Consider the following 23,406-nt stretch of genomic DNA (forward strand, 5'->3'; position numbering starts at 1 on the left):
CATCAGCCCGCCTTTTCGGTCGCAAGCTTGAGCCCGAAGGCGATGAAGACCGCGCCGCTGGCACGGTTGATCCACTTGGACGCCTTCTCGAAAGCCGACCGCATGGCCGGCGTCGTCAGGAAGAAGGAGACCGCCACGAACCAGGCAATCAGGCAGCTTGCCATGACGAGGCCATAGCCGAACTTCACCGCAGCCGGCGTGTCATGCGAGACGACGGTGGAGAAGATCGACAGGAAGAAGAAGACCGGCTTGGGGTTCAGCGCATTGGCCATGAAGCCGAGCGCGAAGCCCTTGAAGGCCGACTGCGGCGTGCCCTTCTCTGCAGCAGACGCCGTGCCCGTGTCGAGATCGGCGGAACCGGCGCGCAGCGACTGGATGCCGATGTAGATCAGATAGGCGACGCCCGCCCACTTGATCACGTTGAAGAGCATGATCGACTTGGAAATGACGAGGCCAAGGCCGAGGATCGTGTAGGTGACGTGGAACATCAGCGACGTGCCGATGCCGAAGCTCGTCAGGATCGCAGCCTTGCGCCCATGCACGATCGCCTGCCGCATCACCATGGCGGTATCAGCACCCGGGACGACAATGGCGAAGGAAAAGATCGCCATCAGAGAGGCAAGTTCGATGAGATATTGGTGCGTCATGGCCTCAGGCGCCTTTCAGAGAAGAATGCCGATAAACATCAGGACGAGGCCGAGAAGCGCCACGCTCCAGACCGCCGAGCGAATGATGCCGCCACCGACGAGATAGAGCGGCAGATAGACGACGCGGACGACCAGATAAAGAATAGCGCCCCAATGCGTCAGCGCGCCATGGCGGTTGGCGATTTCGGCAACCACGACAAGCGCGATGAAGAGCGGATAGGTCTCGAGGAAATTCCGGAGTGCGCGGCCGGCACGCTGTGCGCGGAGGCCGAATTGCGGCTCGCGATCGCGGTTCGGCTCGATGCCACCGACATTGTCGGTATTGGCAAGCGCTGCCTGCGTCATCAGGTAGACGAAGCCGAGGGCGGCACTCCAAAGCAGGCAGGTGAGTTCGATGCTCATGCGACGCTCCTCAGAAGATAAGTTGGCCGCCGGACGAGCCGGCGGCCATGGCTTGATCAGACTTGATCAGAGATCGAGAACCAGACGCTCCGGATCCTCAAGGCTTTCCTTGACGCGGACGAGGAAGGTCACGGCTTCCTTGCCGTCAACGATCCGGTGGTCATAAGAGAGCGCCAGATACATCATCGGACGGATGACGACCTGACCGCCGATGGCGACCGGGCGCTCCTGGATCTTGTGCATACCGAGAATGCCCGACTGCGGCGCATTGAGGATCGGCGAGGACATCAGCGAGCCGTAGACGCCACCGTTGGAGATGGTGAACGTGCCGCCCTGCATGTCAGCCATGGAAAGCTGGCCATCGCGGGCAGCCTTGCCGAGGCGGCCGATTTCCTTTTCGATTTCGGCAATCGACATCTCGTCGGCATCGCGAACGATCGGAACGACGAGACCCTTGTCGGTGCCGACGGCAACGCCAATATGCGCGTAGTTCTTGTAGATGATGTCCGTGCCGTCGATCTCGGCATTGACGGCCGGGATTTCCTTGAGCGCATGCGTGACGGCCTTGGTGAAGAAGCCCATGAAGCCGAGCTTCACGCCATGCTTCTTTTCAAAGATGTCCTTGTACTTGTTGCGCAGGTCCATGACCGCCTTCATGTCGACCTCGTTATAGGTCGTCAGCATGGCAGCCGTGTTCTGTGCGTCCTTCAGGCGGCGGGCGATCGTCTGGCGCAGGCGCGTCATCTTCACGCGCTCTTCACGCACACCGTCAGCCTCGTTGGAAGCCGGACGGGCAGCAACCGGGGCAGCAGCAGCTGCCGGAGCGGAAACGCCCTTGGCGATGGCGGCGAGAACGTCACCCTTGAGAACCTGACCACGCTTGCCGGAACCATCGACCTGCTCGGCAGACACGTTGTTTTCAGCCATCAGCTTGGCAGCAGCCGGAGCGGCCGGCATGGGCGCAGCAGGTGCTGCAACCGGGGCAGCAGCAGCGGCCGGAGCGGCAGCGGGCTTGGCAGCGGCAGCACCAGCGGCACCTTCCGCGATCTGGCCGAGCAGACCGCCCGGCTCGACCGTGTCGCCAGCCTTGGCCACGATTTCGGAAAGCACGCCGGCAGCCGGCGAAGGAACTTCCACCGTCACCTTGTCGGTTTCAAGCTCACAGAGGATTTCGTCGGCGGCGACCGTGTCACCGGCCTTCTTGAACCAGGTGCCGACGGTGGCTTCGGCAACGGATTCGCCGAGAGTGGGAACGCGGATTTCAGTGGCCATTGTTTTAAGTTCCGTTTGTCTTCAATCGTGTTCGATGAGGGCGATGTATTGGGCGGATCAACCGCCCAACGCGTCTTCCAGGAAAGCTTCGAGCTGGGCGAGGTGCTTCGACATCAGGCCCGTTGCCGGCGATGCAGCGGCCGGACGACCGGTGTAACGCACGCGCTGGTACTTGGCGTCGATATGAGCGAGCACCCATTCCAGATACGGGTCTATGAACGACCACGAACCCATGTTCTTCGGCTCTTCCTGGCACCAGACCATTTCGGCGTTGCGGAAGCGCGAAAGCTCGTTGATCAGCGCCTTGGCCGGGAACGGATAGAGCTGTTCCAGACGCAGCAGATAGATGTCGTCGATGCCGCGCTTTTCGCGCTCTTCGAGCAGATCGTAATAGACCTTGCCCGAGCACATGACGACACGACGGATCTTGGCATCCTTCTGGAGCTTGATCGGACCGTCCTTGATGACTTCCGCATCGTCCCACAGCAGACGGTGGAACGAGCTGTCGCCCGCCATTTCCGAAAGCTGGGAAATCGCGCGCTTGTGGCGCAGCAGCGACTTCGGCGTCATCAGGATCAGCGGCTTGCGGAAGTCACGCTTCATCTGGCGGCGCAGGATGTGGAAATAGTTTGCCGGCGTCGTGCAGTTGGCAACCTGCATGTTGTCTTCGGCGCACATCTGCAGCCAACGCTCCAGACGGGCAGACGAGTGTTCCGGACCCTGACCTTCAAAGCCATGCGGCAGAAGGCAGACGAGACCCGACATGCGCAGCCATTTGCGTTCGCCCGACGAGATGAACTGGTCGAACACGACCTGCGCACCGTTGGCGAAGTCGCCGAACTGGGCTTCCCAGAGCGTCAACGCATTAGGACGGGCCAGCGAATAGCCATATTCGAAACCAAGTACGGCCTCTTCGGAGAGCATCGAGTTGATGACCTCGTAGCGGGCCTGCGTCGGCGACAGGTTGGCGAGCGGAACGTAACGCTCTTCGGTCTCCTGATCGTAGAGAACCGAATGACGCTGCGAGAAGGTGCCGCGTTCGCAATCCTGACCGGACAGGCGGATCTTGTGACCGTCGATGCAGAGCGAGCCGAAGGCCAGCGCTTCCGCCATCGCCCAGTCGATCCCCTCGCCCGTGTCGATCATCTTGGCGCGGTTTTCCATGAAGCGCTGGATGGTCTTGTGGGCGTTGAAGCCAGCCGGGATTTCGGAAATCTTCTTGCCGATGTCCTTCAGCTGCTTCATCGGAACGCCGGTCTTGCCGCGACGCTGTTCGTCGGCATTGTCGGCAGCGCGCAGGCCGGACCATACGCCGTCCAGCCAGTCGGCCTTGTTCGGCTTATAAGCCTGGCCGGCCTCGAATTCCTGCTCGAGATGAGCGCGCCAGTCGGCCTTCATCTTCTCGAGGTCGCCCTCGGTGATGAGGCCTTCGGCGATCAGGCGGTCGGCATAGACCTGCACGACCGTCTTGTGCGCACGGATTTCCTTGTACATCTTCGGCTGCGTGAAGCTCGGCTCATCGCCTTCGTTATGGCCGAAGCGGCGATAGCAGAACATGTCGATGACGACCGGCTTGTGGAACTTCATCCGGAATTCGGTCGCGATCTTGGCAGCGTAGACGACCGCTTCCGGATCGTCGCCGTTGACGTGGAAGATCGGCGCTTCGATCATCTTGGCGACGTCGGACGGATAGGGCGACGAGCGCGAATAGGCCGGGTTCGTGGTGAAGCCGATCTGGTTGTTGATGATGAAATGCATCGTGCCGGCAACGCGATGGCCGCGAAGACCGGAAAGCCCGAGAATTTCAGCCGTAACACCCTGGCCCGCAAAGGCAGCATCGCCGTGCAGCAGCAGCGGCAGAACCTTGGCGCGCTCGGTCAGCGGGATGATATCGCCATCCCAGACCTGAGCGATCTGGTCCTGCTTGGCGCGTGCCTTGCCCATGACAACCGGGTTGACGATTTCCAGATGCGACGGGTTGGCCGTCAGCGACAGGTGAACCTTGTTGTTGTCGAATTCACGGTCGGAAGAGGCACCGAGGTGGTACTTCACGTCGCCCGAACCTTCGACATCGTCAGGCGCATAGGAACCGCCCTTGAACTCATGGAACACGGCGCGATGCGGCTTGCCCATGACGTTGGTCAGAACGTTCAGACGGCCACGGTGGGCCATGCCGAGCACGACTTCCTTGAGGCCGAGATTGCCGCCGCGCTTGATGATCTGCTCAAGCGCCGGGATAAGGCTTTCGCCGCCGTCAAGGCCGAAGCGCTTCGTGCCCTTGAAGCGCACGTCGAGGAACTGCTCGTAGCCTTCGGCTTCGATCAGCTTGGACAGGATCGCCTTCTTGCCGTTCGGCGTGAACTCGACGCCCTTGTCCGGACCTTCGATTCGTTCCTGGATCCAGGCCTTGGCTTCCGGCTCGGAGATATGCATGAACTCGACGCCGAGCGTCGAGCAATAGGTGCGCTGGAGAATGTCCAGCATTTCGCGGATCGTCGCGTATTCAAGGCCGAGAACGTTGTCGATGAAGATCTTGCGATCGTAATCGGCAGCCGTGAAGCCATAGTTCTCCGGCGAAAGTTCGTTGAAATCATCGACTGGAGCGGCAATGCCGAGCGGGTCGAGCTTGGCATGCAGATGGCCGCGCATGCGATAGGCGCGGATCATCATGATGGCGCGAACGCTGTCGCGGGTCGATTGCAGCACGTCGGCGGGCGCGGCCGGCTTGCCTTCGGCAGCAGCCTTCGCCTCGATCTTCTTCGAGACGGCCTTTTCGACCACGGCCCAGTCGCCATCAAGCGCATTGACGATCTCGCCATTGGCGGCGATCGGCCAGTTCTTCTTCTTCCAGGAGGCGCCTGCGGCAGCCTTCTTCACATCGGCCGGGCTCTCGCCAAGGGCGGCAAAGAACTCGCGCCACTCAGCCGGAACAGAAGCCGGGTCCGTCTCGTACTTCGCATAAAGCTGTTCGATATACGCAGCATTCTGACCGTCGAGGAACGAGGTCAACTGAAACTGCTCGTTGGCGTCTTGCCTTGCCATGGTGTCATGCGGACTTAAGTCCGCCTCCCGACTTGATAAAGTTCAAATGTCCGTTTTGGTCGTCCGGACTGACGCCCGTCCCCGGCGCTGGAAAACCAGGCCGGGGACGGATATTGACCAGTGATGCGCCGCTTTTGCGGCGCAAGAAACTCAGCCCTTCAGGACTTCGACAAGCGTCTTGCCGAGACGTGCCGGCGACGGCGAAACGCGGATGCCCGCAGCTTCCATCGCTGCAATCTTCGACTCTGCGTCGCCCTTGCCGCCGGAAACGACAGCGCCGGCGTGACCCATGGTGCGACCCTTCGGAGCCGTACGACCGGCGATGAAGCCAGCCATCGGCTTCCTGCGACCCTTCTTGGCTTCGTCGATGAGGAACTGTGCCGCATCTTCTTCAGCCGAACCGCCGATTTCGCCGATCATGATGATCGAAGTGGTGGCCGGATCGGCCAGGAACATCTCGAGCACGTCGATGAACTCGGTGCCCTTGACCGGGTCGCCGCCGATGCCGACAGCCGTCGTCTGGCCGAGGCCTTCGTTCGACGTCTGGAATACAGCTTCATATGTAAGCGTGCCGGAGCGCGAAACAATGCCGACCGAACCCTTGCGGAAGATGGAGCCCGGCATGATGCCGATCTTGCATTCTTCCGGCGTCAGGATGCCCGGGCAGTTGGGGCCGAGAAGGCGCGACTTGGACTTTTCCAGCTTCGCCTTGACGCGCACCATGTCCATGACCGGGATACCCTCGGTGATGCAGGTGATGAACGGGATCTCGGCTTCGATCGCCTCGATGATCGCGTCCGCGGCGCCTGCCGGCGGAACGTAGATCACGGATGCGTCGGCGCCGGTCTTTTCCTTGGCTTCAGCAACCGAAGCAAAGATCGGCAGCGTTTCGCCCTTGGAACCGGTCCAGTTGGTGCCACCCTTGGAGGGGTGGATACCGCCGACCATCTTGGTGCCGTAATAGGCGAGCGCCTGCTCGGTGTGGAAGGAGCCGGTCTTGCCGGTCAGGCCCTGAACGAGGACCTTGGTGTCTTTGTTGACAATAATCGACATGAGTTCAGGTCCTTCTTAGCCCTTGATCGCCGCAACGATCTTCTTGGCGGCGTCATCGAGATCGTCAGCAGCCGTGATCGCCAGACCCGACTCGTTGAGGATCTTCTTACCGAGCTCGACATTGGTGCCTTCGAGACGGACAACGAGCGGAACCTTGAGACCAACTTCCTGAACCGCAGCGACAACGCCTTCGGCGATGACGTCGCACTTCATGATGCCGCCGAAGATGTTGACGAGGATGCCCTCGACCTTCGGGTCAGCCGTGATGATCTTGAAGGCAGCAGCCACCTTCTCCTTGCCAGCGCCACCGCCGACGTCGCAGAAGTTTGCCGGCTCCTTGCCGTAAAGCTTGATGATGTCCATCGTTGCCATGGCAAGACCGGCACCGTTGACCATGCAGCCGATGTTGCCATCGAGCGCCACATAGGCGAGGTCCCACTTGGAGGCTTCGATTTCCTTGGCGTCTTCTTCCGTCTCGTCGCGCAGCGCCTTGACGTCATCGTGACGGAAGAGCGCGTTGCCGTCGAAGGAAACCTTGGCGTCGAGGACGCGCAGGTGGCCGTTCTTCATGACGATGAGCGGGTTGATTTCGAGAAGAGCCATGTCCTTCTCGGAAAACGCCTTGTAGAGGATCGGGAAGAGCGACTTGGCATCTTCCGCAGCAGCGCCCGAAAGCTCAAGCGCCTTGGAGATATTGGCAACGTCGTCCGCCGTCACGCCCGTTGCCGGGTCGATGGCGATCGTGTGGATCTTCTCAGGCGTGTCGTGCGCAACGGCTTCGATGTCCATGCCGCCTTCGGTCGAAACGACGAAGGCAACGCGGCCAACCGAGCGGTCGACGAGCAGCGAGCAGTAAAGCTCGCGGTCGATGTCGGCGCCGTCTTCGATATAGAGGCGGTTGACCTGCTTGCCGGCCGGACCCGTCTGGGCCGTGACCAGTGTGTTGCCGAGCATTTCCTTGGCAAACGCGACAGCCTCGTCGATGGACTTGGCAAGACGAACGCCGCCCTTGGCGTCGGGGCCGAGTTCCTTGAACTTGCCCTTGCCGCGGCCGCCAGCATGGATCTGGCTCTTGACCACGTAAAGCGGGCCCGGAAGCGACTTGGCAGCCGCTTCGACCTCTTCGATTTTCAGAACCGGGACGCCCTGGGCAACCGGCGCACCAAAGCCCTTGAGAAGGGCCTTGGCCTGATATTCATGAATGTTCATGGGAATATCCTGTATTGTTTAAAAGCGAACGGCTTACTTGAGAGCCGGAGCGATGTTGATGCAGGCCTCGCAGAGACCGGCAACTGCGCCAACCGACTTGTCGAAGGCAGCCTTTTCATCGCCGTTCAGTTCGATTTCGATGATGCGCTCAACGCCGCCTTCGCCGATGACGACCGGCACGCCGACATACATGTCCTTCACGCCATACTGGCCCGAAAGGTAAGCGGCGCAAGGCAGAACGCGCTTCTTGTCCTTGAGGTAGGATTCAGCCATCTCGATGGCCGAGGCAGCCGGCGCATAGAAGGCAGAGCCGGTCTTGAGCAGGCCGACGATTTCGGCGCCGCCGTCGCGGGTGCGCTGGATGATTTCTTCAAGGCGCTCCTTCGTGACCCAACCCATCTTGACGAGGTCGGTCAGCGGGATGCCGGCGATCGTGGAGTAACGGGCGAGCGGAACCATCGTGTCGCCATGGCCACCGAGAACGAATGCGGTGACGTCCTGGACCGAGACGTTGAATTCCATGGCAAGGAACGTGCGGAAACGCGAGCTGTCCAGCACGCCGGCCATGCCGACGACCTTGTTCTTCGGAAGGCCCGAGAACTTCTGCAGAGCCCAGACCATCGCGTCGAGCGGGTTGGTGATGCAGATGACGAAAGCGTTCGGGGCATACTTCTTGATGCCGGCGCCAACCTGTTCCATGACCTTGAGGTTGATGCCGAGAAGATCGTCGCGGCTCATGCCCGGCTTGCGGGCAACACCGGCGGTGACGATGCAGACGTCTGCACCTTCGATGGCAGCATAATCGGATGCGCCGGAGAGCGAGGCGTTGAAGCCTTCAACCGGACCGGACTGCGCGATATCGAGACCCTTGCCCTGCGGAATGCCATCGGCAATGTCGAACAGGACGATGTCGCCGAGTTCCTTGAGGCTGGCGAGGTGCGCGAGCGTACCGCCGATCATGCCCGAACCGATAAGTGCAATCTTCTTGCGTGCCATGAATAAGCTTCCTTCGAGAGAACAGATCCTTCAAGGCAGGCGCAGCAAACGACCACCTTTTCGGGTGTCTCGATTAACGCTAACGGCACAAATTGGCAAATGAAAAATTTGTGTATAGGTTTTTCAATCGTTTAGATACAAAAATTCTTACGTAAACGTAATATATTCTAAATCGATATGATCGGATTCAACCTGCTTTGCGCAAGCTGTGGTCGATATAGTCCTGGCTCTGCATCTCGAATAGCCGCGAGGCCGTCCGGTCAAACTCGAAGCCCTCGGTACCACGCTTTTCTGTCAGAAGTTTCTCAGGCTCGGCAGCGGCGGAGGCAAAAAGCCGGACGCCGTGGTCGTAAAGCGCGTCGATGAGGATGATGAAGCGCTTCGTCTCGTTACGGTTCTGCGGCCCCATGAACGGAATGTGCTCGACAAAGATCGTATCGTAGCGCTCGGCGATTGCCAGGAAGTCGGAGGCGCCCAGGGGCTTTTCGCAGAGATCCGAGAACGTGAAACGGGCAGCCCCTGCGGCTGCGGCCGGAACATGGATCGAGCGCCCCTTCATCGGGATTTCCTCGACCTTCGCCGGCTGTCCCTCTGTGACAACCGACCATGCCTCTTCGATCGCCGCATCGGCCTGCGCATTCAGCGGCTGGCAGAAGACCGGCAGGCGGCGGGTCTTTTCAAGACGATAATCCGTCCGGGCATCAAGCGACATGACCCCAACATTTTGCTTCAGGAGCCCGATGAACGGGATGAAGAGACCGCGGTTCAGGCCATCCGGATAGAGATTGTCGGGCTCGACATTCGAGGTCGCGACCAGCACACAGCCTAGACTGAACAGCTCGGTGAAGAGCCGCGACAGGATCATCGCATCGGCAATATCGGTCACGGTGAATTCGTCGAAGCAGAGCAGCATCGCCTCGTCGCGCAACGCCTGCGCCACCGGCGGCACCGGGTCCGCCTGCTTCGTCTCCCCATTCTTCAGCTTCTGCCGATGCTTGAAGATGCGGTCATGCACATCGGCCATGAATTCATGGAAATGGGCGCGCCGCTTCTTCTGGATCGGCGCGAGCTCGAAGAACATGTCCATGAGCATGGTCTTGCCACGGCCGACCTGGCCGTAGACGTATAGTCCCTTGACCTTGTTTTCAGGCTTCCGCTTCTTGGCAAACAGCCAGCCGAGTGCGCTCGACTTGTTGGAAACGTGCACGGTGCGCAGATCGACAAGGATGGCATCAAGCGCATCGGCCACGGCCATCTGCGCATTGTCCGCCTGCAGCTTGCCGGCCTCCACCATCAGGTTGAGCCGTTCGCCGACGCTATGCGCATAATCCGGAATCTGTTCCATGCCGTCCCTAGACTGCCGTAAGGCAATTCCGTTCGCGGAAAAGCCTTACCGGGTGATGCTGATCTGCGTTCCGCTGTTGGTCGAGCCGGAATACTGGTTCTCAGAGGTCTTGAAAAGCTTGCCGACCGTGTTGCCGGTGGAATCCATCAGCGTCACCTGCTTGCCGGAAACGTCCCAGGCGCGCATGGTCGTCAGCTCGCCGACGCACTTGCTGGTGCCGCCGCGCGAGGCGTTGCCGAACTTGGTCAGCGTCAGGAACATGTTGCAGCTGGCGCCGGCCGCCGAAACCTTCCAGCCACCGACCATCTGGTCCTTCTTGATGTCCATGGCATTGGCCGGCGGCGTGCCGGCTGCACCTGCGGAGGCGACCTGCGTCTGCGCGGGCGACTGCGGTGCGGCCGGGAACTGGCCGGGCGTCATCGGCTGCTGGCCGGTCGGATCGGAAAGACCGCTCGACTGGACGCCGCCGATCGGCTGCGGATTTACAGGAGATGGCGCAATCGCTGCAGAGGGCGGTAGCTGACCGGAATCCGAGGTGCGGTCGCACCCTGCAAGGGCGGCCAGAAGAGCAATACCGGTAACGGCGTGAACGACGCGCATGACGAACTCCTTGTGCCTCAAACACCATCAGGCATGATAGCCCGAGAGCATGATAGAAATCGCGTTACCGTAAGAGATTATGGTTAATCAAGAATAAATCATGACAATAGGCGAAGAAGAGAGAAAACCTTCTCCGCCTATTGCATAAATATCGATCAGGTCCGGCGCTCGACCATCATCTTCTTGATTTCGGCAATGGCCTTTGCCGGGTTCAGACCCTTCGGACAGGTCTGTGCGCAGTTCATGATCGTGTGGCAGCGATAGAGCCGGAAGGGATCTTCCAGATTGTCCAGACGCTCGCCGGTGGCTTCGTCGCGGCTGTCGATGAGCCAGCGATAAGCCTGCAGCAGAACAGCCGGGCCGAGATAACGGTCGCCGTTCCACCAGTAGCTCGGGCAGGATGTCGAGCAGCAGGCACAGAGAATGCACTCGTACAGACCGTCGAGCTTCAGGCGGTCGTCATGGCTCTGCAGCCATTCCTTCGCCGGCTCCGGCGAAACCGTCTTCAGCCAGGGCTCGATCGAGCGGTGCTGGGCGTAGAAGTTGTTGAGGTCGGGGATCAGGTCCTTCACCACCGGCATGTGCGGCAGCGGATAGATCTTGATCGTGCCGTCCACGTCTTCCATGCCCTTGGTGCAGGCCAGCGTGTTGGTGCCGTCGATGTTCATCGCGCAGGAACCGCAGATGCCTTCGCGGCAGGAGCGGCGGAAGGTCAGCGTCGGGTCGATCTTGTTCTTGATGTAGATCAGACCGTCGAGCACCATCGGGCCGCAATCGTCGGCGTCGATGTAATAGGTGTCGATCGAGGGGTTCTTCCCCTCGTCCGGCGACCAGCGATAGATGCGATATTCGCGCAGGTTCTTAGCACCCGCCGGCTTAGGCCAGGTCTTGCCTTCCTGCACGACGGAATTCTTGGGGAGAGCGAGTTCAACCATTGTCTTTTCTCCTCAATACACGCGCGCCTTGGGCTCGATCTTGTGCGGATCGATGCCGTCTGCAATCAGGTCGGTGTGAACCGGGCGATAGTCGAGCTTGACGTCTCCTGCTTCGCTCACCCAGGCCAGCGTATGCTTGCGCCAGTTGACGTCGTCGCGACCGGCGAACGGGCCGGACGTGTAGTCCTCGCGGGCATGCGAGCCGCGGCTTTCCTTGCGGGCTTCCGCGCCGTAAACGGTCGTGATCGCGTTGGCCATCAGGTTCTGCAATTCCAGCGTCTCGACGAGATCGGAGTTCCAGATCAGCGAGCGGTCGGTGACCTTGATGTCCTGAAGTTCGCCCTTCCAGATCGCCGAGATGCGGCGGCAGCCGGATTCCAGCGCTTCCTGGGTGCGGAACACGGCGGCGTCTTCCTGCATGGCGCGCTGCATCTTGTCGCGCGCGACCGCCGTCGGCGTCGAGCCGGCGGAGTAGCGGATGCGGTCGAAGCGTTCCATGATCTTGTCGCAAGCAGCCGTGTTCAGCGCCGGGATCGGCTCGCTCTTGTTGATGACCTGACCGGCGCGGATGGCGGCGGCGCGGCCGAAGACCACGAGGTCGATCAGCGAGTTGGAACCGAGACGGTTGGCGCCGTGCACCGAAGCGCAACCGGCTTCGCCGACAGCCATCAGGCCGGGTGCGATCCGTTCCGGGTTGGAGGCGTCGGCATTGAGCACTTCGCCCCAGTAGTTCGTCGGAATACCGCCCATGTTGTAGTGAACGGTCGGCAGAACCGGGATCGGCTCGCGCGTCACGTCAACGCCGGCGAAGATCTTGGCGCTCTCGGAGATACCCGGCAGGCGCTCATGCAGAACGGCCGGATCGAGATGGTCGAGATGCAGGAAGATGTGGTCCTTGTTCTTGCCGACGCCGCGGCCTTCACGGATTTCCATTGTCATGCAGCGCGAGACGACGTCACGCGAGGCAAGGTCCTTGGCCGACGGTGCATAGCGCTCCATGAAGCGCTCGCCTTCGGAGTTGACGAGATAACCGCCCTCACCGCGTGCGCCTTCGGTAATCAGACAGCCGGCGCCGTAGATGCCGGTCGGATGGAACTGCACGAATTCCATGTCCTGCAGCGGCAGGCCGGCGCGGGCAATCATGCCGCCGCCGTCGCCGGTGCAGGTATGCGCAGACGTTGCCGAGAAATAGGCGCGTCCGTAACCGCCCGTCGCCAGAACCACCATCTTGGCGGCAAAGCGATGGATCGTGCCGTCATCAAGGTTCCAGGCGACAACGCCGGTGCAGCGGCCGTCGGCTTCCATGATGAGGTCGAGCGCAAAATATTCGATGAAGAACTGCGCGTTGTTCTTGAGCGACTGGCCATAAAGCGTGTGCAGGATGGCGTGGCCGGTACGGTCGGCAGCAGCGCAGGTGCGCTGTACCGGCGGACCTTCGCCGTAGTTCTGCATGTGACCGCCGAACGGGCGCTGGTAGATCTTGCCTTCCTCGTTACGCGAGAAGGGCACGCCATAGTGTTCAAGCTCATAGACCGCCTTCGGCGCTTCCATGGCGAGATACTGCATGGCGTCCACGTCGCCGAGCCAGTCGGAACCCTTGACGGTGTCGTAAAGGTGCCACTGCCAGCAGTCGGGCGTCATGTTGGTGAGCGAGGCGGCAATGCCGCCCTGGGCAGCAACCGTGTGCGAGCGGGTCGGGAAGACCTTGGTGATGCAGGCGGTCTTGAGACCCTGCTCTGCCATGCCGAGCGTGGCGCGAAGGCCGGCGCCGCCAGCACCGACGACGATCACGTCGAAGGAGTGGTCGACATAGGTATAGGCTTTGCCGTTAACGGCGGAAGATGCATTCGTTGCCATGATTTCTTACCCTGCAAACCCGATCTTCAGCACGGCGAAAAGACAGAGCGCGCCGAGAAGGAACGAGAAAAACGTGTTCAGCATCAGAAGCGAGACTTTCTGCCACTCGGAGTGGATATAGTCCTCGATGATCATCTGCATGCCGAGTTTCATATGGACGATGCCGGAAATGACCATCAGACCCATGATGGTCGCCACGATCGGATTGTGCAGAGCGCCGACCACTTCCGGGAAGGGCTTGCCGTTATACTTGATCAGGAAACCGATGAAGAAGAGAAACAGCGGAACGTTGGCAGCGGCGGTGACGCGCTGGCGCCAGAAATGCTCCGTGCCTTCGCGAGCGGCGCCGAGGCCGCGAACTTTCTTGAGGGGAGTACGCATGTTCATTCGACGATCTCCTCAGCGAACCAGATAGCCGACGATCCAGACAAGGATCGTGAGCACGATGGAAGCGGCAACCTGCGCCTTGGCAAGTTGCGTCGACAGAGCCTTCTCAAGACCGTAGCCGAAATCCATCATGAAGTGGCGAAGACCGCCCAGCATGTGATGAATGAGCGCCCAGGTGTAGCCAAGAAGAACGAGGCGACCGATCCAGGACCCGAAGATGCCGTTGACGAACTCGTAATAGCCCGGTCCCGAGGCTGCGGCGATAAGCCACCAGGCCACAAGGATCGTTCCGAAATAAAGTGCTCCGCCGGTGATACGATGCAGGATCGACATCGCCATCGTGGGGATCATCTTGTAGATCTGCAGATGCGGCGACAGAGGCCGGTTGTTTGTCACGTTCGCCATCGGTGTCCTCTTTGGCGTTGAGAGTCAGGAAGCCGCGGAAACCCAGACGGTCCGCTCCTCCTTGTGCATTGCGTCATAGGCGACCTTTAATCCCCGGATTGCGCCCCCGCAAGCCCTGCGCTTTGATAAGTCGTACTTTTAATCGATTAGCGAAAAGGCCGCCCAAGCCTCTGTATTAACCATATATTTCAATTACGAGGCCGGAAACGGTCAGGATCACTCCAAAGCGCTTTTCTCGAACCACAAAAAGGTGCTTAATGGTTAACAGACCGTTAAACGAACTGCCGAGGAAGCAGATCAGCCATGATGAAGCGCAAAAACATCTCGATCGCCCTGCTGGCCCTGCTCGTTTCCGGGCTTGCATCTGCCGAGGCAGGCGAATTTCGTCACCGCTTCCACCATTATGGCCAGGGCTGGCAGGAAGGTGCCGCAGGCGTCAACGGCCTGCCCGTGCACATCCGTGGCATCGGAACCTTCGCGGGCGGCATAACCGCAACCCGCATCCACGGCAACGGCGTCTATATCGCGATTGCCCCAGGCCTCACCGGTGAGCCGGCAGCCCCCGCCCAGCGCGTCAAGATCATCAATGTCAGCGAAAATCCGGAGAAGGATAACTGCTCGATGGAGCATGGCGTCTGCGTGATCCGGGCGAGGTAACGGTTGCGGCGATCTCTATTTGAAACGCCACACCGTCGTCTTCTTCACCTCGCTATCCTCCAGCGCCCGCGTCACCGGCACCTGATAGACCGCCAGCGCCTCCAGCCGATCCTTCGGTAGATAGGCGCGCCCGGGATCGCCGACGAGAACGGCAATCCCGTTTGACGCCAGCCGCTCGAACCATGGGATGAGCGCTTCAGCAAAACCCTGATCATAGAAGACGTCGCCGGCCAGAACGACATCGGCGTCGATATCCGCGCCAACCAGATCGTCGCGCGTATAATCCACCGCAACGCCATTCAGCCCCGCGTTCAAGCCAATCGCCGTCCCCGTCCAGGGGTCGATATCGGCGGCCAGAACATGCGCCGCGCCGGCCTGCATGGCCGCAATCGCCACCAGCCCCGAGCCTGAGGCGAAATCCACGATCCGTTTGCCGGCAACGCTTGCCGGATGGTCGAGCACATAGCGCGCCAGCCCCTGCCCGCCCGCCCAGGCAAAAGCCCAGAAGGGTGGCGGCAGGCCGATCTCTTCCAGCTCCTCCTCCGTCTTCAGCCAGAGGTCATGCGCCTCGTCAGCCAGATGAAGCTTCACCTCCGGCACATGCGGTGGCGCCATGATGCCGGTGTTTTCGAGGGTGAACTGGCGCGGATCGGTCTTCACGATATCAGCGCGGCGGGTTTTCGAGCCCGCCCATGCGGCAGACTTCCAGCCATTCGTCCTCCGTCACCGGCTGCACGGACAGGCGCATGGAGGTGACGAGCGACATCTTTTCCAGCGCCGGATTGGCCTTGACGTCCTTCAGGCTCACCGGCTTCGGCATGTCGACGACGGCGCGGATATCGACGCATTCCCAGCGCGGATCGTCGGTGGTGGAATCGTGATGCGCCAGCGCGCAGACCTCCGCGATACCGACGACCTCAAGCCCTTCGTTGGAATGATAGAAGAAGCCCTTGTCGCCCAGCTGCATCGCCCGCATGTTGTTGCGGGCGAGATAGTTGCGCACGCCATCCCACTCGGAACCTTCGGCGCCCTTGGCCTTCAGCATTTCCCAGGAAAACTTGAACGGCTCCGACTTGAACAGCCAAAATGCCATGGGCCTCACGCCTCCGGATTGTTGAAGACCCAGTTGAAGGGGCGAACCTCGACCGTCTCGAACAGGCCTGCCTTTGCATAGGGGTCCTGAGCCGCAAGCGCTTCGGCGGATGCCTGATCATCGGCAACGATGACAACGAGGCTGCCCATCGGCTTGCCTTCGCCGTTCAATGTCGGGCCGGCCATCTTCAGCTTGCCCTCGGCATTGATCGCGTTCAGCCATTCGACATGGGTCGGGCGCGTATCCATGCGGACCTGCAGATGATCCTTCTTGTCGGTGCACCAGAGCGCAAAAAGCATGGGTCTCTCCTCTATTCGTTGCGGATAGGACGGGTCATGAGCTGTTCCATGGCCGTCCGCGTATCCAGTTTTCCATCGATAATAGCGGCAACCGCCTCGGTAATCGGCATTTCAATCCCGTGCTGAAGCGCGAGCCGCGCCGCAACGGAGGCCGCAAAAGCGCCTTCCACCAATTGCCCGCCCTGCGCCGCATCACCGCGTCCCAGCGCAATGCCGAAACGCAGATTGCGCGACTGATGGCTCGTGGCCGTCAGCACCAGATCGCCAAGGCCTGAAAGCCCGCTGACCGTCTCGGCAGACCCGCCGAGCGCGGTCACCAGCCGCGACATTTCCGCAAGCCCGCGCGAGATCAGCGCGGCGCGGGCCGAATCCCCCAGCGCCGAGCCTTCGACAATGCCGCAGGCAATGGCGAGCACATTCTTCAAAGCGCCGCCGAGCTGCACGCCCGTACGATCGTCGGACGCATAGAGCCGGAACGTCCGGCCGGAGAGTGTTTCCGCCAGCATCGCCGCCGTCTCAAGATCCGCCGCCGCAATCGTCATTGCTGTGGGCAGGCCCGACGCGATATCAGCCGCAAAACCGGGGCCAGAAAGAACCGCGACCTGATGGTCCGGCAATTCTTCCTCCAGCACGGTCGTCAGCAATTCGCCGGTCTCCCGCTCGATCCCCTTGGCGCAGGTGACGACAATGGCATCGCGCGCCAGCGACGGCCCATAATGCCGCGCCGCCTCGCGATGCGCCTGCGAAGGCATGGCAAAGAGCACGATCTCGGCCGTCTTCAGGACCTCCGGATCAGCGGTGAAGGTGATCTTCTCAGAAAGCGCGATCCCCGGCAGCGCCGTCTCATGCCGCAGCGTCTCGGCCAGACGCGCAGCCATCGGTTCGTTGCGCGCGATCAGCGTCACATCCGCCTTGCCGGCCTCGGCGATCACGGTCGCCAGCGCCGTCCCGAAGGCCCCTGCCCCGATGATGACGACCTTCGATTGACCGCTCATGCCTTGGCGCCTCGTTTGCCGGAGCCGAGCATCACGGCAGCGTTTTCATCCAGCGGCCAGCGCGAGCGCGGCGCGACATCGAGCCCATCGGCCTCGAAACCCGCTGCCATCCGCTCCAGCCCCGCCCAGGCAATCATCGCCGCATTGTCGGTGCAAAGCCGATGCGGCGGCGCGATGAAACGGAAACGGTTGTCGGCACACAGCGAGGTCAACATCTCGCGCAGCACCGTATTGGCCGCCACCCCACCGGCAACGACCAGCGCCGGCTCGGCCACATCCGGAAATTCCTCGCGAAACCGCTTCAGCCCGCGCCCGATCCGCTCCTTCAGCGTGCGCGCTACCGCATGCTGGAAGGAGGCGCAGATATCGGCAATGTCCTGCTCGCTGACCGGCGCGATCTCTTCCGCCGCCATGCGCACAGCCGTCTTCAGCCCGGAGAAGGAAAAATCAAGCCGCGCTTCGCCGACCAGCGGTCGCGGAAAGGCAAAGCGTTTCGGATCACCCGTCTTCGCCGCCTTCTCGACAGCCGGCCCGCCGGGATAAGGCAGGCCGAGAAGCTTCGCCGTCTTGTCGAAAGCCTCGCCCAGCGCATCGTCAATCGTCGTGCCCCAGCGCTCATAGGAGCCGACACCCTTGACCAGCACGAGCTGCGTATGTCCGCCCGAGACGAGCAACATCAGGTAAGGAAATTCGACGCCATCCGTCAGCCGCGCCGTGAGCGCATGGCCTTCCAGATGGTTGACCGCGTAAAGCGGCTTGCCCGAGGCATAGGCAATCGCCTTGCCGGTCATCAGACCGACGATCAGCCCGCCGATCAGCCCCGGCCCGGACGTCGCGGCAATCGCGTCCATGTCCTTGAGGCTCTTGCCCGAGCGGGTCAGCGCCTCCTCGATCAGCGTATCGAGTGCTTCCACATGGGCGCGCGCCGCGATTTCCGGCACGACGCCGCCATAGGCGGAATGCTCGTCCAGCTGGCTCAGCACCACATCGGCGATAATCTCGCCACGTCCGTCCGCATGGCGCAGCACGACGGATGCGGCGGTTTCGTCGCAGCTCGTTTCAAGGCCGAGGATGGTGAGCGGTCGTGACAATTTGACTTGGTTCATTGCAGCTGTCGTCAAACCTGTTTAGGTAGCATCCCGGTAACAACGGACAATTCGGAATGCAAACGAAACCTTTCAGGATCGGCACGCGCGGCAGCCCGCTGGCGCTGGCACAGGCTTATGAGACCCGCAGACGGCTGATGGAGGCTCACAGCCTGCCGGAAGAGATGTTCGAAATCGTCATCCTTTCGACGCAGGGCGACCGGATTCAGGACCGCGCGCTGGCAGCCATCGGCGGCAAGGGCCTCTTCACCGCCGAACTGGAAGAGCAATTGGCCGATGGCCGGCTCGATCTCGCCGTGCATTCCTCCAAGGACATGCCGACGCTTCTGCCGACGGAGCTCTATATCTCCGCCTTCCTGCCGCGCGAGGATGTCCGCGACGCCTTTGTCGGCAAGACGGCTGAAAAACTCATGGAGCTCCCCGCCGGCGCGGTGGTCGGCTCGGCATCACTCCGCCGCCAGGCGCTGATCAAGCGTCTGCGCCCCGATCTCCATGTCACGATCTTCCGCGGCCAGGTCGATACCCGCCTGCGCAAGCTGGCCGATGGCGAGGCCGATGCCACATTGCTGGCGCTCGCCGGCCTCAATCGCCTCGGCAAGGCGCATGTCGCGACCGAAATCCTCGACCCCGAACATTTCCTGCCCGCCCCGGCTCAAGGCGCGATCTGCATCGAAAGCCGCCTGGGCGACAAGCGCACCGACGACCTGATCGCCGCGATCAACGATCCGACCACCTGGACCGCCGTCGGCTGCGAACGCGGCTTCCTTGCGACGCTCGATGGCTCCTGCCGCACCCCGATCGCGGGACTGGCACGCGTCGAGGGTGATCATATCATCTTCCACGGCATGATCCTCACACCGGACGGCTCCCGCTTCCATGAAATCCGTGCCGAAGGCAAGGTGAGCGAGGCCGCCGCCATCGGCCGCCGTGCTGGCGAGGAGATCCGCGACAAGGCTGGCCCCGGCTTCTTCTCCGACTGGAGCTGACATGCGCATCCTCGTGACACGGCCAGAGAAAAGCGCCGTGCCCACGGGGGAGCGGCTTCGCGCACTCGGACATGAGCCGATCTTCCTGCCGCTCTTTGCCGCCGAGCACGATCCCGAGGGCGTGGCGCTGGCCCGCGCCTGTCACGACGCAGCCGCCGTCCTGGTGACGAGTGCCGAAGCAGTTCGCGCCATTGGCACAGCCGGCGACCTCGCGGACAAGCCGGTCTTTGCCGTGGGGACAAGCACCGGCAAGGCAGCACGCGAAGCCGGCTTCAAGCAGGTCGAGACCGCCAATGGCGACGGCGCCGCGCTGGCGGCCCTTCTTCGCGACAGGTTTCCGGATGCCGACAAGCCTCAGCTTCTCTATCTCGCCGGCGAACCGCGTTCGCCGCGACTGGAACAGGAACTGGCGGCTGCGCGTTTTCGGATGAACGTCATCGTCTGCTACAGGATGACACCGGTTGATCTGACGAGGGAAATCTTGCAGGCCGCATTTCAACGACAGCCCGAAGCCGTGCTTCTCTATTCTGCGGAGACTGCGCGCCGGTTTTTCGAGCTTGCTGAATCATTCCTTAAGGAGAAACAGGATATCCAATTCCTGTGTCTCAGCAGCGCCATAGTCGAAGCGGTCCCGGCAGGGATGAAAAGCCGCACAAAATCCGCGGTACGCCCCGATGAACGGAGCTTGTTTGAACTTTTGTAACAGTCTCGCCATCAAATACCCGCGAAGGGGTTTTCTGAACTAGAAAGCCTGTTTAACTTTGCCAAAGAAGCCAATCGAAGAGGTCGCCATGTCCAACGGAAACCCGCCGCGCCGCTCCCGCAAATCGGACGAACCGCAGACGATCGACCTCGAGGCCGAACGGATCACCCCGCCCGCAGATGAACCCGCCACGGCGGACGCATCGGCCGAACCCGCAACGACAACGGAACCGTCCGCGGAGACTGTGGCCACGACCGAACCGTCTACTGAGCCCGCAGCCGAACCTGCCCCACAGGCAAAGGCGGCCGCCGAGGCAGCACCAGTGGCCGCCAAACGCGGCGGCGGTGGCGGCTCTGGCGCACTCGCTGCAGGCATCGTGGGCGGTCTCATCGTGCTGGTCGGCGCCGGCGCGGCGCAATATGCCGGCTTTATCCCCAATCTCGGGCCTGTCCAGAAAATCCAGTTGCCGGATTATGCCGGCCAGATCGCGAGCCTCCAGCAGAAGCTCGCGGACGTCGAGAAGAAGGCGGCCAATCCTCCCGTCACCAATCTCGCCCCCGTCGAGGATAGGCTGAAGAATATCGAAACGGCCATGTCGAAACTCCCCGTCGGCGACCTGACCGACGTGCTCGCCATCAAGGGCAAGCTCGATGAGACGGCCGGCAAGATGGACAAGGTCGAAGCGCAGATGGCCTCCGTGGCCAACCGACTTCAGCAGACCGAAACCAAGGTCAACGCGCCGCGCGACGACGTCGATGTCGCCCGCGCCATCGCGTCGGCTGGTCTCAAGGCAGCAATCGATCGCGGCGGTCCTTTCCAGGCCGAGCTGCAGACGCTGGCAAGCGTCGCGCCGAACGACCAATCCGTTGCCGCGCTGCAGGCCTTTGCCGCCAAGGGCGTGCCCTCGCGAGCGGATCTCATCAAGCGCTATCCGGACGCCGCCGACCAGATGCTGGCGCTGCTGAACAAGCCTGTTGCCGGCCAGAGCCTCAGCGACCGGCTGTTCAAGAGCGCGTTTTCGGTCATCAAGGTTCGCCCGGTGGGCAATGTCGAGGGCTCGAGCCCCGAAGCCATCATCGCCCGGATCGGCGACAAGCTGCAGGGCAGCGATCTCGCCGGCGCGCTGAAAGAATGGGACACCCTGCCGGACAATCTCAAGGCGGCAGGACAGGACTATCACGCCGCACTTGAGGCGCGGGTGAAGGTCGAGGCGCTGGTTGCCCAGACGCTCGAACATGCAGTCAAGACGACCGGCAAGCAGGGATAAGCGACGAAGATGATCAAGTTACTCGGTTTTGTACTCGTCGTCCTCGCCCTCGCCTGGGGCTTCGCCTGGCTGGCGGACCGTCCCGGCGACATCACCATCGTCTGGCAGGGCCAGCAGATTGAAATGAGCGTCATGGTCGCCGTGACCCTGATCGTCGCGCTGATTGCGGTGATCATGTTCATCTGGTGGGTCATCCGGACGGTCTGGACCTCGCCGCGCTCCATCAACCGCTATTTCCGCGCCCGCAAGCGCGACCGCGGCTATCAGGCGCTCTCCACCGGCCTCATTGCGGCAAGCGCCGGTGATGCCGCAACCGCGCGAAAGATGAATGCCCGCGCCAAGGGCCTCTTGAGCGCCGATCAGGAGCCGCTGATCCACCTCCTCGAAGCGCAGGCCAATCTCATCGAAGGCCGCAATGACGAGGCGCGGCGCAAGTTCGAGCAGATGGCTGAAGATCCGGAGACCCGCGAACTCGGGCTGCGTGGCCTCTATCTCGAAGCCAAGCGCCTTGGCGCAGATGAAGCTGCCAACCAATATGCAGAGCGCGCGGTCGAAAAGGCCCCGCACCTGCCCTGGGCTGCGGAAGCGACGCTTGAGGCAAAGATGCGCCTCGGCCTCTTCGACGATTCCCTGAAGCTGCTGGAGCAGTATCGCCTGTCGGGCGCGATCGGAAAGGACGAGGCAAACCGCAAGAAGGCCGTTCTGATGACGGCCAAGGCGGCAGCCGCGCTTGACGGCAATCCGAAGGTGGCGGGCGACGACGCCCAGCACGCGCTTCGCCTCGAACCCTCGCTGATCCCGGCTGGCATCGTTGCGGCGAAGGCGCTCTATCGGGAGGGCAACCTCCGCAAGGCGTCGGCCGTTCTCGAACGCCTCTGGAAGGCGGCACCGCATCCGGATATCGCGGCCAGCTACATTCACGCACAGGGCAACCTGACCTCCGACGAACGTCTTCGCCGGGCAATCAAGCTGGAAACCGCGCAACCGGAAGCCTATGAGGCGCTCTACGCAAGTGCCGCCGCCGCCTTCGACATGCGCGACTTCCGCACCGCCCGCGAAAAGGCGGAAGCGGCCGCCAAACTCGACATGCGCGAAAGCGTCTTCCTGCTTCTGGCCGATATCGAAGAGGAAGAGACCGGCGATCAGGCCCGTATTCGCCACTGGATGTCGATGGCTCGCCGCGCCCCGCAGGACCCGGCCTGGCTTGCCGACGGCTTCGTCTCGCAGGTCTGGCTGCCGCTTTCGCCCGTCACCGGCCGCATTGATGCCTTCGAATGGAGGAAGCTGGAGCGGCAGGCAGGCACGGCGATCGAACATGAGCCGCTGACGGCCGAAACCGCCTTCCTCTCCCTTCCGCCGGTCAATGCGCCGCGTCCTGCCACGCCCTCCCCGGACGTCCGGATTGTGGAAGAGCAGGCCTCGGTACCCGCCAAGGCGGAGCCGGCACCGGCAGCGAAACCCGCCGCGAAGGAAGCATCTAATCCGCCCGCCTCCAGACCCGCATCACGGTCGGCGAGACCGGTGCAGGACGAGGATGAAAGCAAATCCTGGGCCGCCGTCGAGCCGTTCTTCGGCCGCCCACCGGATGACCCCGGCGTCAAGGCGCCTGCCGCACCGGCAGACGACAGCAAGACACGACTTAAGCTTTTCTGAGGAGAGCGACCCTAAGTGTTCGAAACGATCGTCTCATTTCTTCAGGACATCGTGGGCGGGGCTGACCGCGCCGACGGTGACGTCACCGAAGTACGCGTTGCCGCTGTCGCGCTGTGCAATCAGGTCATGGCCGCGGACGGCCAGGTCACGCCGGAAGAGCGCGCCGTGGTGGCGGATCTCTTCAAGTCACGCTTCGGGCTGGAAGGCGCACGCCTCAACGCGCTTCTGGAAGCCGGCGACCGCGCCGAAAAGGACGCGGTCGACTTCTTCCAGTTCACAACCGTCCTGAAGCGGGAGTTGTCGATCGAACGTCGCAACGCCTTCGTCGGCCTGCTCTGGGACATCGTCTATGCGGACGGGGAGAAGACGGAGGTCGAGGATCACGTCATCTGGCGCATCGCCGACCTTCTCGGCGTCGAGGGCCGCGAACGTGTCGAACAGCGCATCGCGGCCGAAAAGCGCGCCCGCGAAAGGCGTACGCTCAACAGCTGATCCGC

24 protein-coding genes are annotated in these 23,406 nt (G+C 61.9%); 6 read left to right on the plus strand and 18 right to left on the minus strand.

Annotated elements, in window-relative coordinates:
* Positions 1–2 precede the first annotated feature (2 nt).
* The 13 genes from LQK84_RS21120 to sdhC all read right to left on the minus strand — a co-directional run bounded on the left by LQK84_RS21120 (position 3) and on the right by sdhC (position 14,150).
* Positions 3–647, minus strand: a complete 645-nt coding sequence (locus LQK84_RS21120; protein ID WP_230830715.1) for a LysE family transporter — start codon at positions 645–647, stop codon at positions 3–5.
* 15 nt (positions 648–662) lie between these two features.
* Entirely contained in the window at positions 663–1,049 is a 387-nt protein-coding gene (locus tag LQK84_RS21125) for an MAPEG family protein (protein ID WP_230830720.1), read from the minus strand.
* A gap of 66 nt (positions 1,050–1,115) precedes the next feature.
* Complete coding sequence (odhB, locus tag LQK84_RS21130) at positions 1,116–2,321, minus strand: 2-oxoglutarate dehydrogenase complex dihydrolipoyllysine-residue succinyltransferase (RefSeq protein ID WP_230830722.1); 1,206 nt, start codon at positions 2,319–2,321, stop codon at positions 1,116–1,118.
* 57 nt (positions 2,322–2,378) lie between these two features.
* Positions 2,379–5,363 (minus strand): 2-oxoglutarate dehydrogenase E1 component, encoded by a 2,985-nt coding sequence (locus LQK84_RS21135; RefSeq protein ID WP_230830723.1) that lies wholly within the window; start codon positions 5,361–5,363, stop codon positions 2,379–2,381.
* Positions 5,364–5,513: 150 nt separating this feature from the next.
* Positions 5,514–6,416, minus strand: a complete 903-nt coding sequence (gene sucD, locus LQK84_RS21140) for a succinate--CoA ligase subunit alpha (RefSeq protein ID WP_230830724.1) — start codon at positions 6,414–6,416, stop codon at positions 5,514–5,516.
* Between the two features lie 15 nt (positions 6,417–6,431).
* On the minus strand, positions 6,432–7,625 hold the full coding sequence (sucC, locus tag LQK84_RS21145) for an ADP-forming succinate--CoA ligase subunit beta (RefSeq protein WP_230830726.1): 1,194 nt from the start codon (positions 7,623–7,625) through the stop codon (positions 6,432–6,434).
* A 33-nt stretch (positions 7,626–7,658) separates the two neighbouring features.
* Positions 7,659–8,621 (minus strand): malate dehydrogenase, encoded by a 963-nt coding sequence (mdh, locus tag LQK84_RS21150; RefSeq protein WP_230830728.1) that lies wholly within the window; start codon positions 8,619–8,621, stop codon positions 7,659–7,661.
* A gap of 187 nt (positions 8,622–8,808) precedes the next feature.
* Positions 8,809–9,966 carry a cell division protein ZapE gene (gene zapE, locus LQK84_RS21155; RefSeq protein WP_230830729.1) on the minus strand — a complete coding sequence of 386 codons (1,158 nt, stop codon included), beginning with the start codon at positions 9,964–9,966 and terminating at the stop codon, positions 8,809–8,811.
* A gap of 45 nt (positions 9,967–10,011) precedes the next feature.
* Positions 10,012–10,566, minus strand: coding sequence for a protease inhibitor Inh/omp19 family protein (locus LQK84_RS21160; RefSeq protein ID WP_230830730.1), 555 nt, complete (start codon positions 10,564–10,566; stop codon positions 10,012–10,014).
* A 155-nt stretch (positions 10,567–10,721) separates the two neighbouring features.
* Complete coding sequence (locus LQK84_RS21165; protein WP_230830731.1) at positions 10,722–11,501, minus strand: succinate dehydrogenase iron-sulfur subunit; 780 nt, start codon at positions 11,499–11,501, stop codon at positions 10,722–10,724.
* Between the two features lie 12 nt (positions 11,502–11,513).
* The gene (gene sdhA / locus LQK84_RS21170; RefSeq protein WP_230830732.1) at positions 11,514–13,358 is read right to left on the minus strand and encodes a succinate dehydrogenase flavoprotein subunit; all 1,845 of its coding nucleotides are present in this window, start codon (positions 13,356–13,358) and stop codon (positions 11,514–11,516) included.
* 6 nt (positions 13,359–13,364) lie between these two features.
* Positions 13,365–13,745, minus strand: coding sequence for a succinate dehydrogenase, hydrophobic membrane anchor protein (gene sdhD / locus LQK84_RS21175; protein ID WP_230830733.1), 381 nt, complete (start codon positions 13,743–13,745; stop codon positions 13,365–13,367).
* Positions 13,746–13,757: 12 nt separating this feature from the next.
* Positions 13,758–14,150: a succinate dehydrogenase, cytochrome b556 subunit gene (gene sdhC, locus LQK84_RS21180; RefSeq protein ID WP_230830736.1), complete on the minus strand. Its 393-nt coding sequence runs from the start codon at positions 14,148–14,150 to the stop codon at positions 13,758–13,760.
* 303 nt (positions 14,151–14,453) lie between these two features.
* Between sdhC and LQK84_RS21185 the strand changes: the two genes are divergently transcribed.
* The gene (locus LQK84_RS21185) at positions 14,454–14,807 is read left to right on the plus strand and encodes a hypothetical protein (protein WP_230830738.1); all 354 of its coding nucleotides are present in this window, start codon (positions 14,454–14,456) and stop codon (positions 14,805–14,807) included.
* A 15-nt stretch (positions 14,808–14,822) separates the two neighbouring features.
* Here LQK84_RS21185 and LQK84_RS21190 read toward each other — a convergent pair whose 3' ends face one another.
* From LQK84_RS21190 to tsaD, 5 genes are read right to left on the minus strand one after another with little or no spacing between them, the layout of a single operon-like run.
* Positions 14,823–15,467, minus strand: coding sequence for a class I SAM-dependent methyltransferase (locus LQK84_RS21190; RefSeq protein ID WP_230830742.1), 645 nt, complete (start codon positions 15,465–15,467; stop codon positions 14,823–14,825).
* A gap of 4 nt (positions 15,468–15,471) precedes the next feature.
* Positions 15,472–15,900 (minus strand): EVE domain-containing protein, encoded by a 429-nt coding sequence (locus LQK84_RS21195; protein ID WP_230830743.1) that lies wholly within the window; start codon positions 15,898–15,900, stop codon positions 15,472–15,474.
* A gap of 5 nt (positions 15,901–15,905) precedes the next feature.
* Positions 15,906–16,199, minus strand: a complete 294-nt coding sequence (locus LQK84_RS21200) for a YciI-like protein (protein ID WP_230830744.1) — start codon at positions 16,197–16,199, stop codon at positions 15,906–15,908.
* 11 nt (positions 16,200–16,210) lie between these two features.
* Complete coding sequence (locus tag LQK84_RS21205; protein WP_230830745.1) at positions 16,211–17,194, minus strand: NAD(P)H-dependent glycerol-3-phosphate dehydrogenase; 984 nt, start codon at positions 17,192–17,194, stop codon at positions 16,211–16,213.
* On the minus strand, positions 17,191–18,300 hold the full coding sequence (tsaD, locus tag LQK84_RS21210; RefSeq protein ID WP_442966999.1) for a tRNA (adenosine(37)-N6)-threonylcarbamoyltransferase complex transferase subunit TsaD: 1,110 nt from the start codon (positions 18,298–18,300) through the stop codon (positions 17,191–17,193). The genes LQK84_RS21205 and tsaD overlap by 4 nt, the downstream gene beginning before the upstream one ends.
* 56 nt (positions 18,301–18,356) lie before the next feature.
* Between tsaD and hemC the strand changes: the two genes are divergently transcribed.
* From hemC to LQK84_RS21235, 5 genes are all read left to right on the plus strand, one after another.
* Positions 18,357–19,286, plus strand: a complete 930-nt coding sequence (gene hemC, locus LQK84_RS21215) for a hydroxymethylbilane synthase (RefSeq protein WP_230830746.1) — start codon at positions 18,357–18,359, stop codon at positions 19,284–19,286.
* A gap of 1 nt (position 19,287) precedes the next feature.
* Positions 19,288–19,989, plus strand: a complete 702-nt coding sequence (locus tag LQK84_RS21220) for a uroporphyrinogen-III synthase (protein WP_230830748.1) — start codon at positions 19,288–19,290, stop codon at positions 19,987–19,989.
* A gap of 88 nt (positions 19,990–20,077) precedes the next feature.
* The gene (locus tag LQK84_RS21225) at positions 20,078–21,256 is read left to right on the plus strand and encodes a COG4223 family protein (protein ID WP_230830750.1); all 1,179 of its coding nucleotides are present in this window, start codon (positions 20,078–20,080) and stop codon (positions 21,254–21,256) included.
* A gap of 9 nt (positions 21,257–21,265) precedes the next feature.
* A complete protein-coding gene (locus LQK84_RS21230; protein WP_230830752.1) occupies positions 21,266–22,909 on the plus strand; it encodes a heme biosynthesis protein HemY in 1,644 nt (547 codons plus the stop codon).
* Between the two features lie 15 nt (positions 22,910–22,924).
* Entirely contained in the window at positions 22,925–23,401 is a 477-nt protein-coding gene (locus LQK84_RS21235; protein WP_230830755.1) for a tellurite resistance TerB family protein, read from the plus strand.
* Positions 23,402–23,406 lie beyond the last annotated feature (5 nt).

Origin of the sequence: Rhizobium sp. C4, from assembly GCF_021026315.1 — a bacterium.
GTDB lineage: Bacteria > Pseudomonadota > Alphaproteobacteria > Rhizobiales > Rhizobiaceae > Ensifer_A.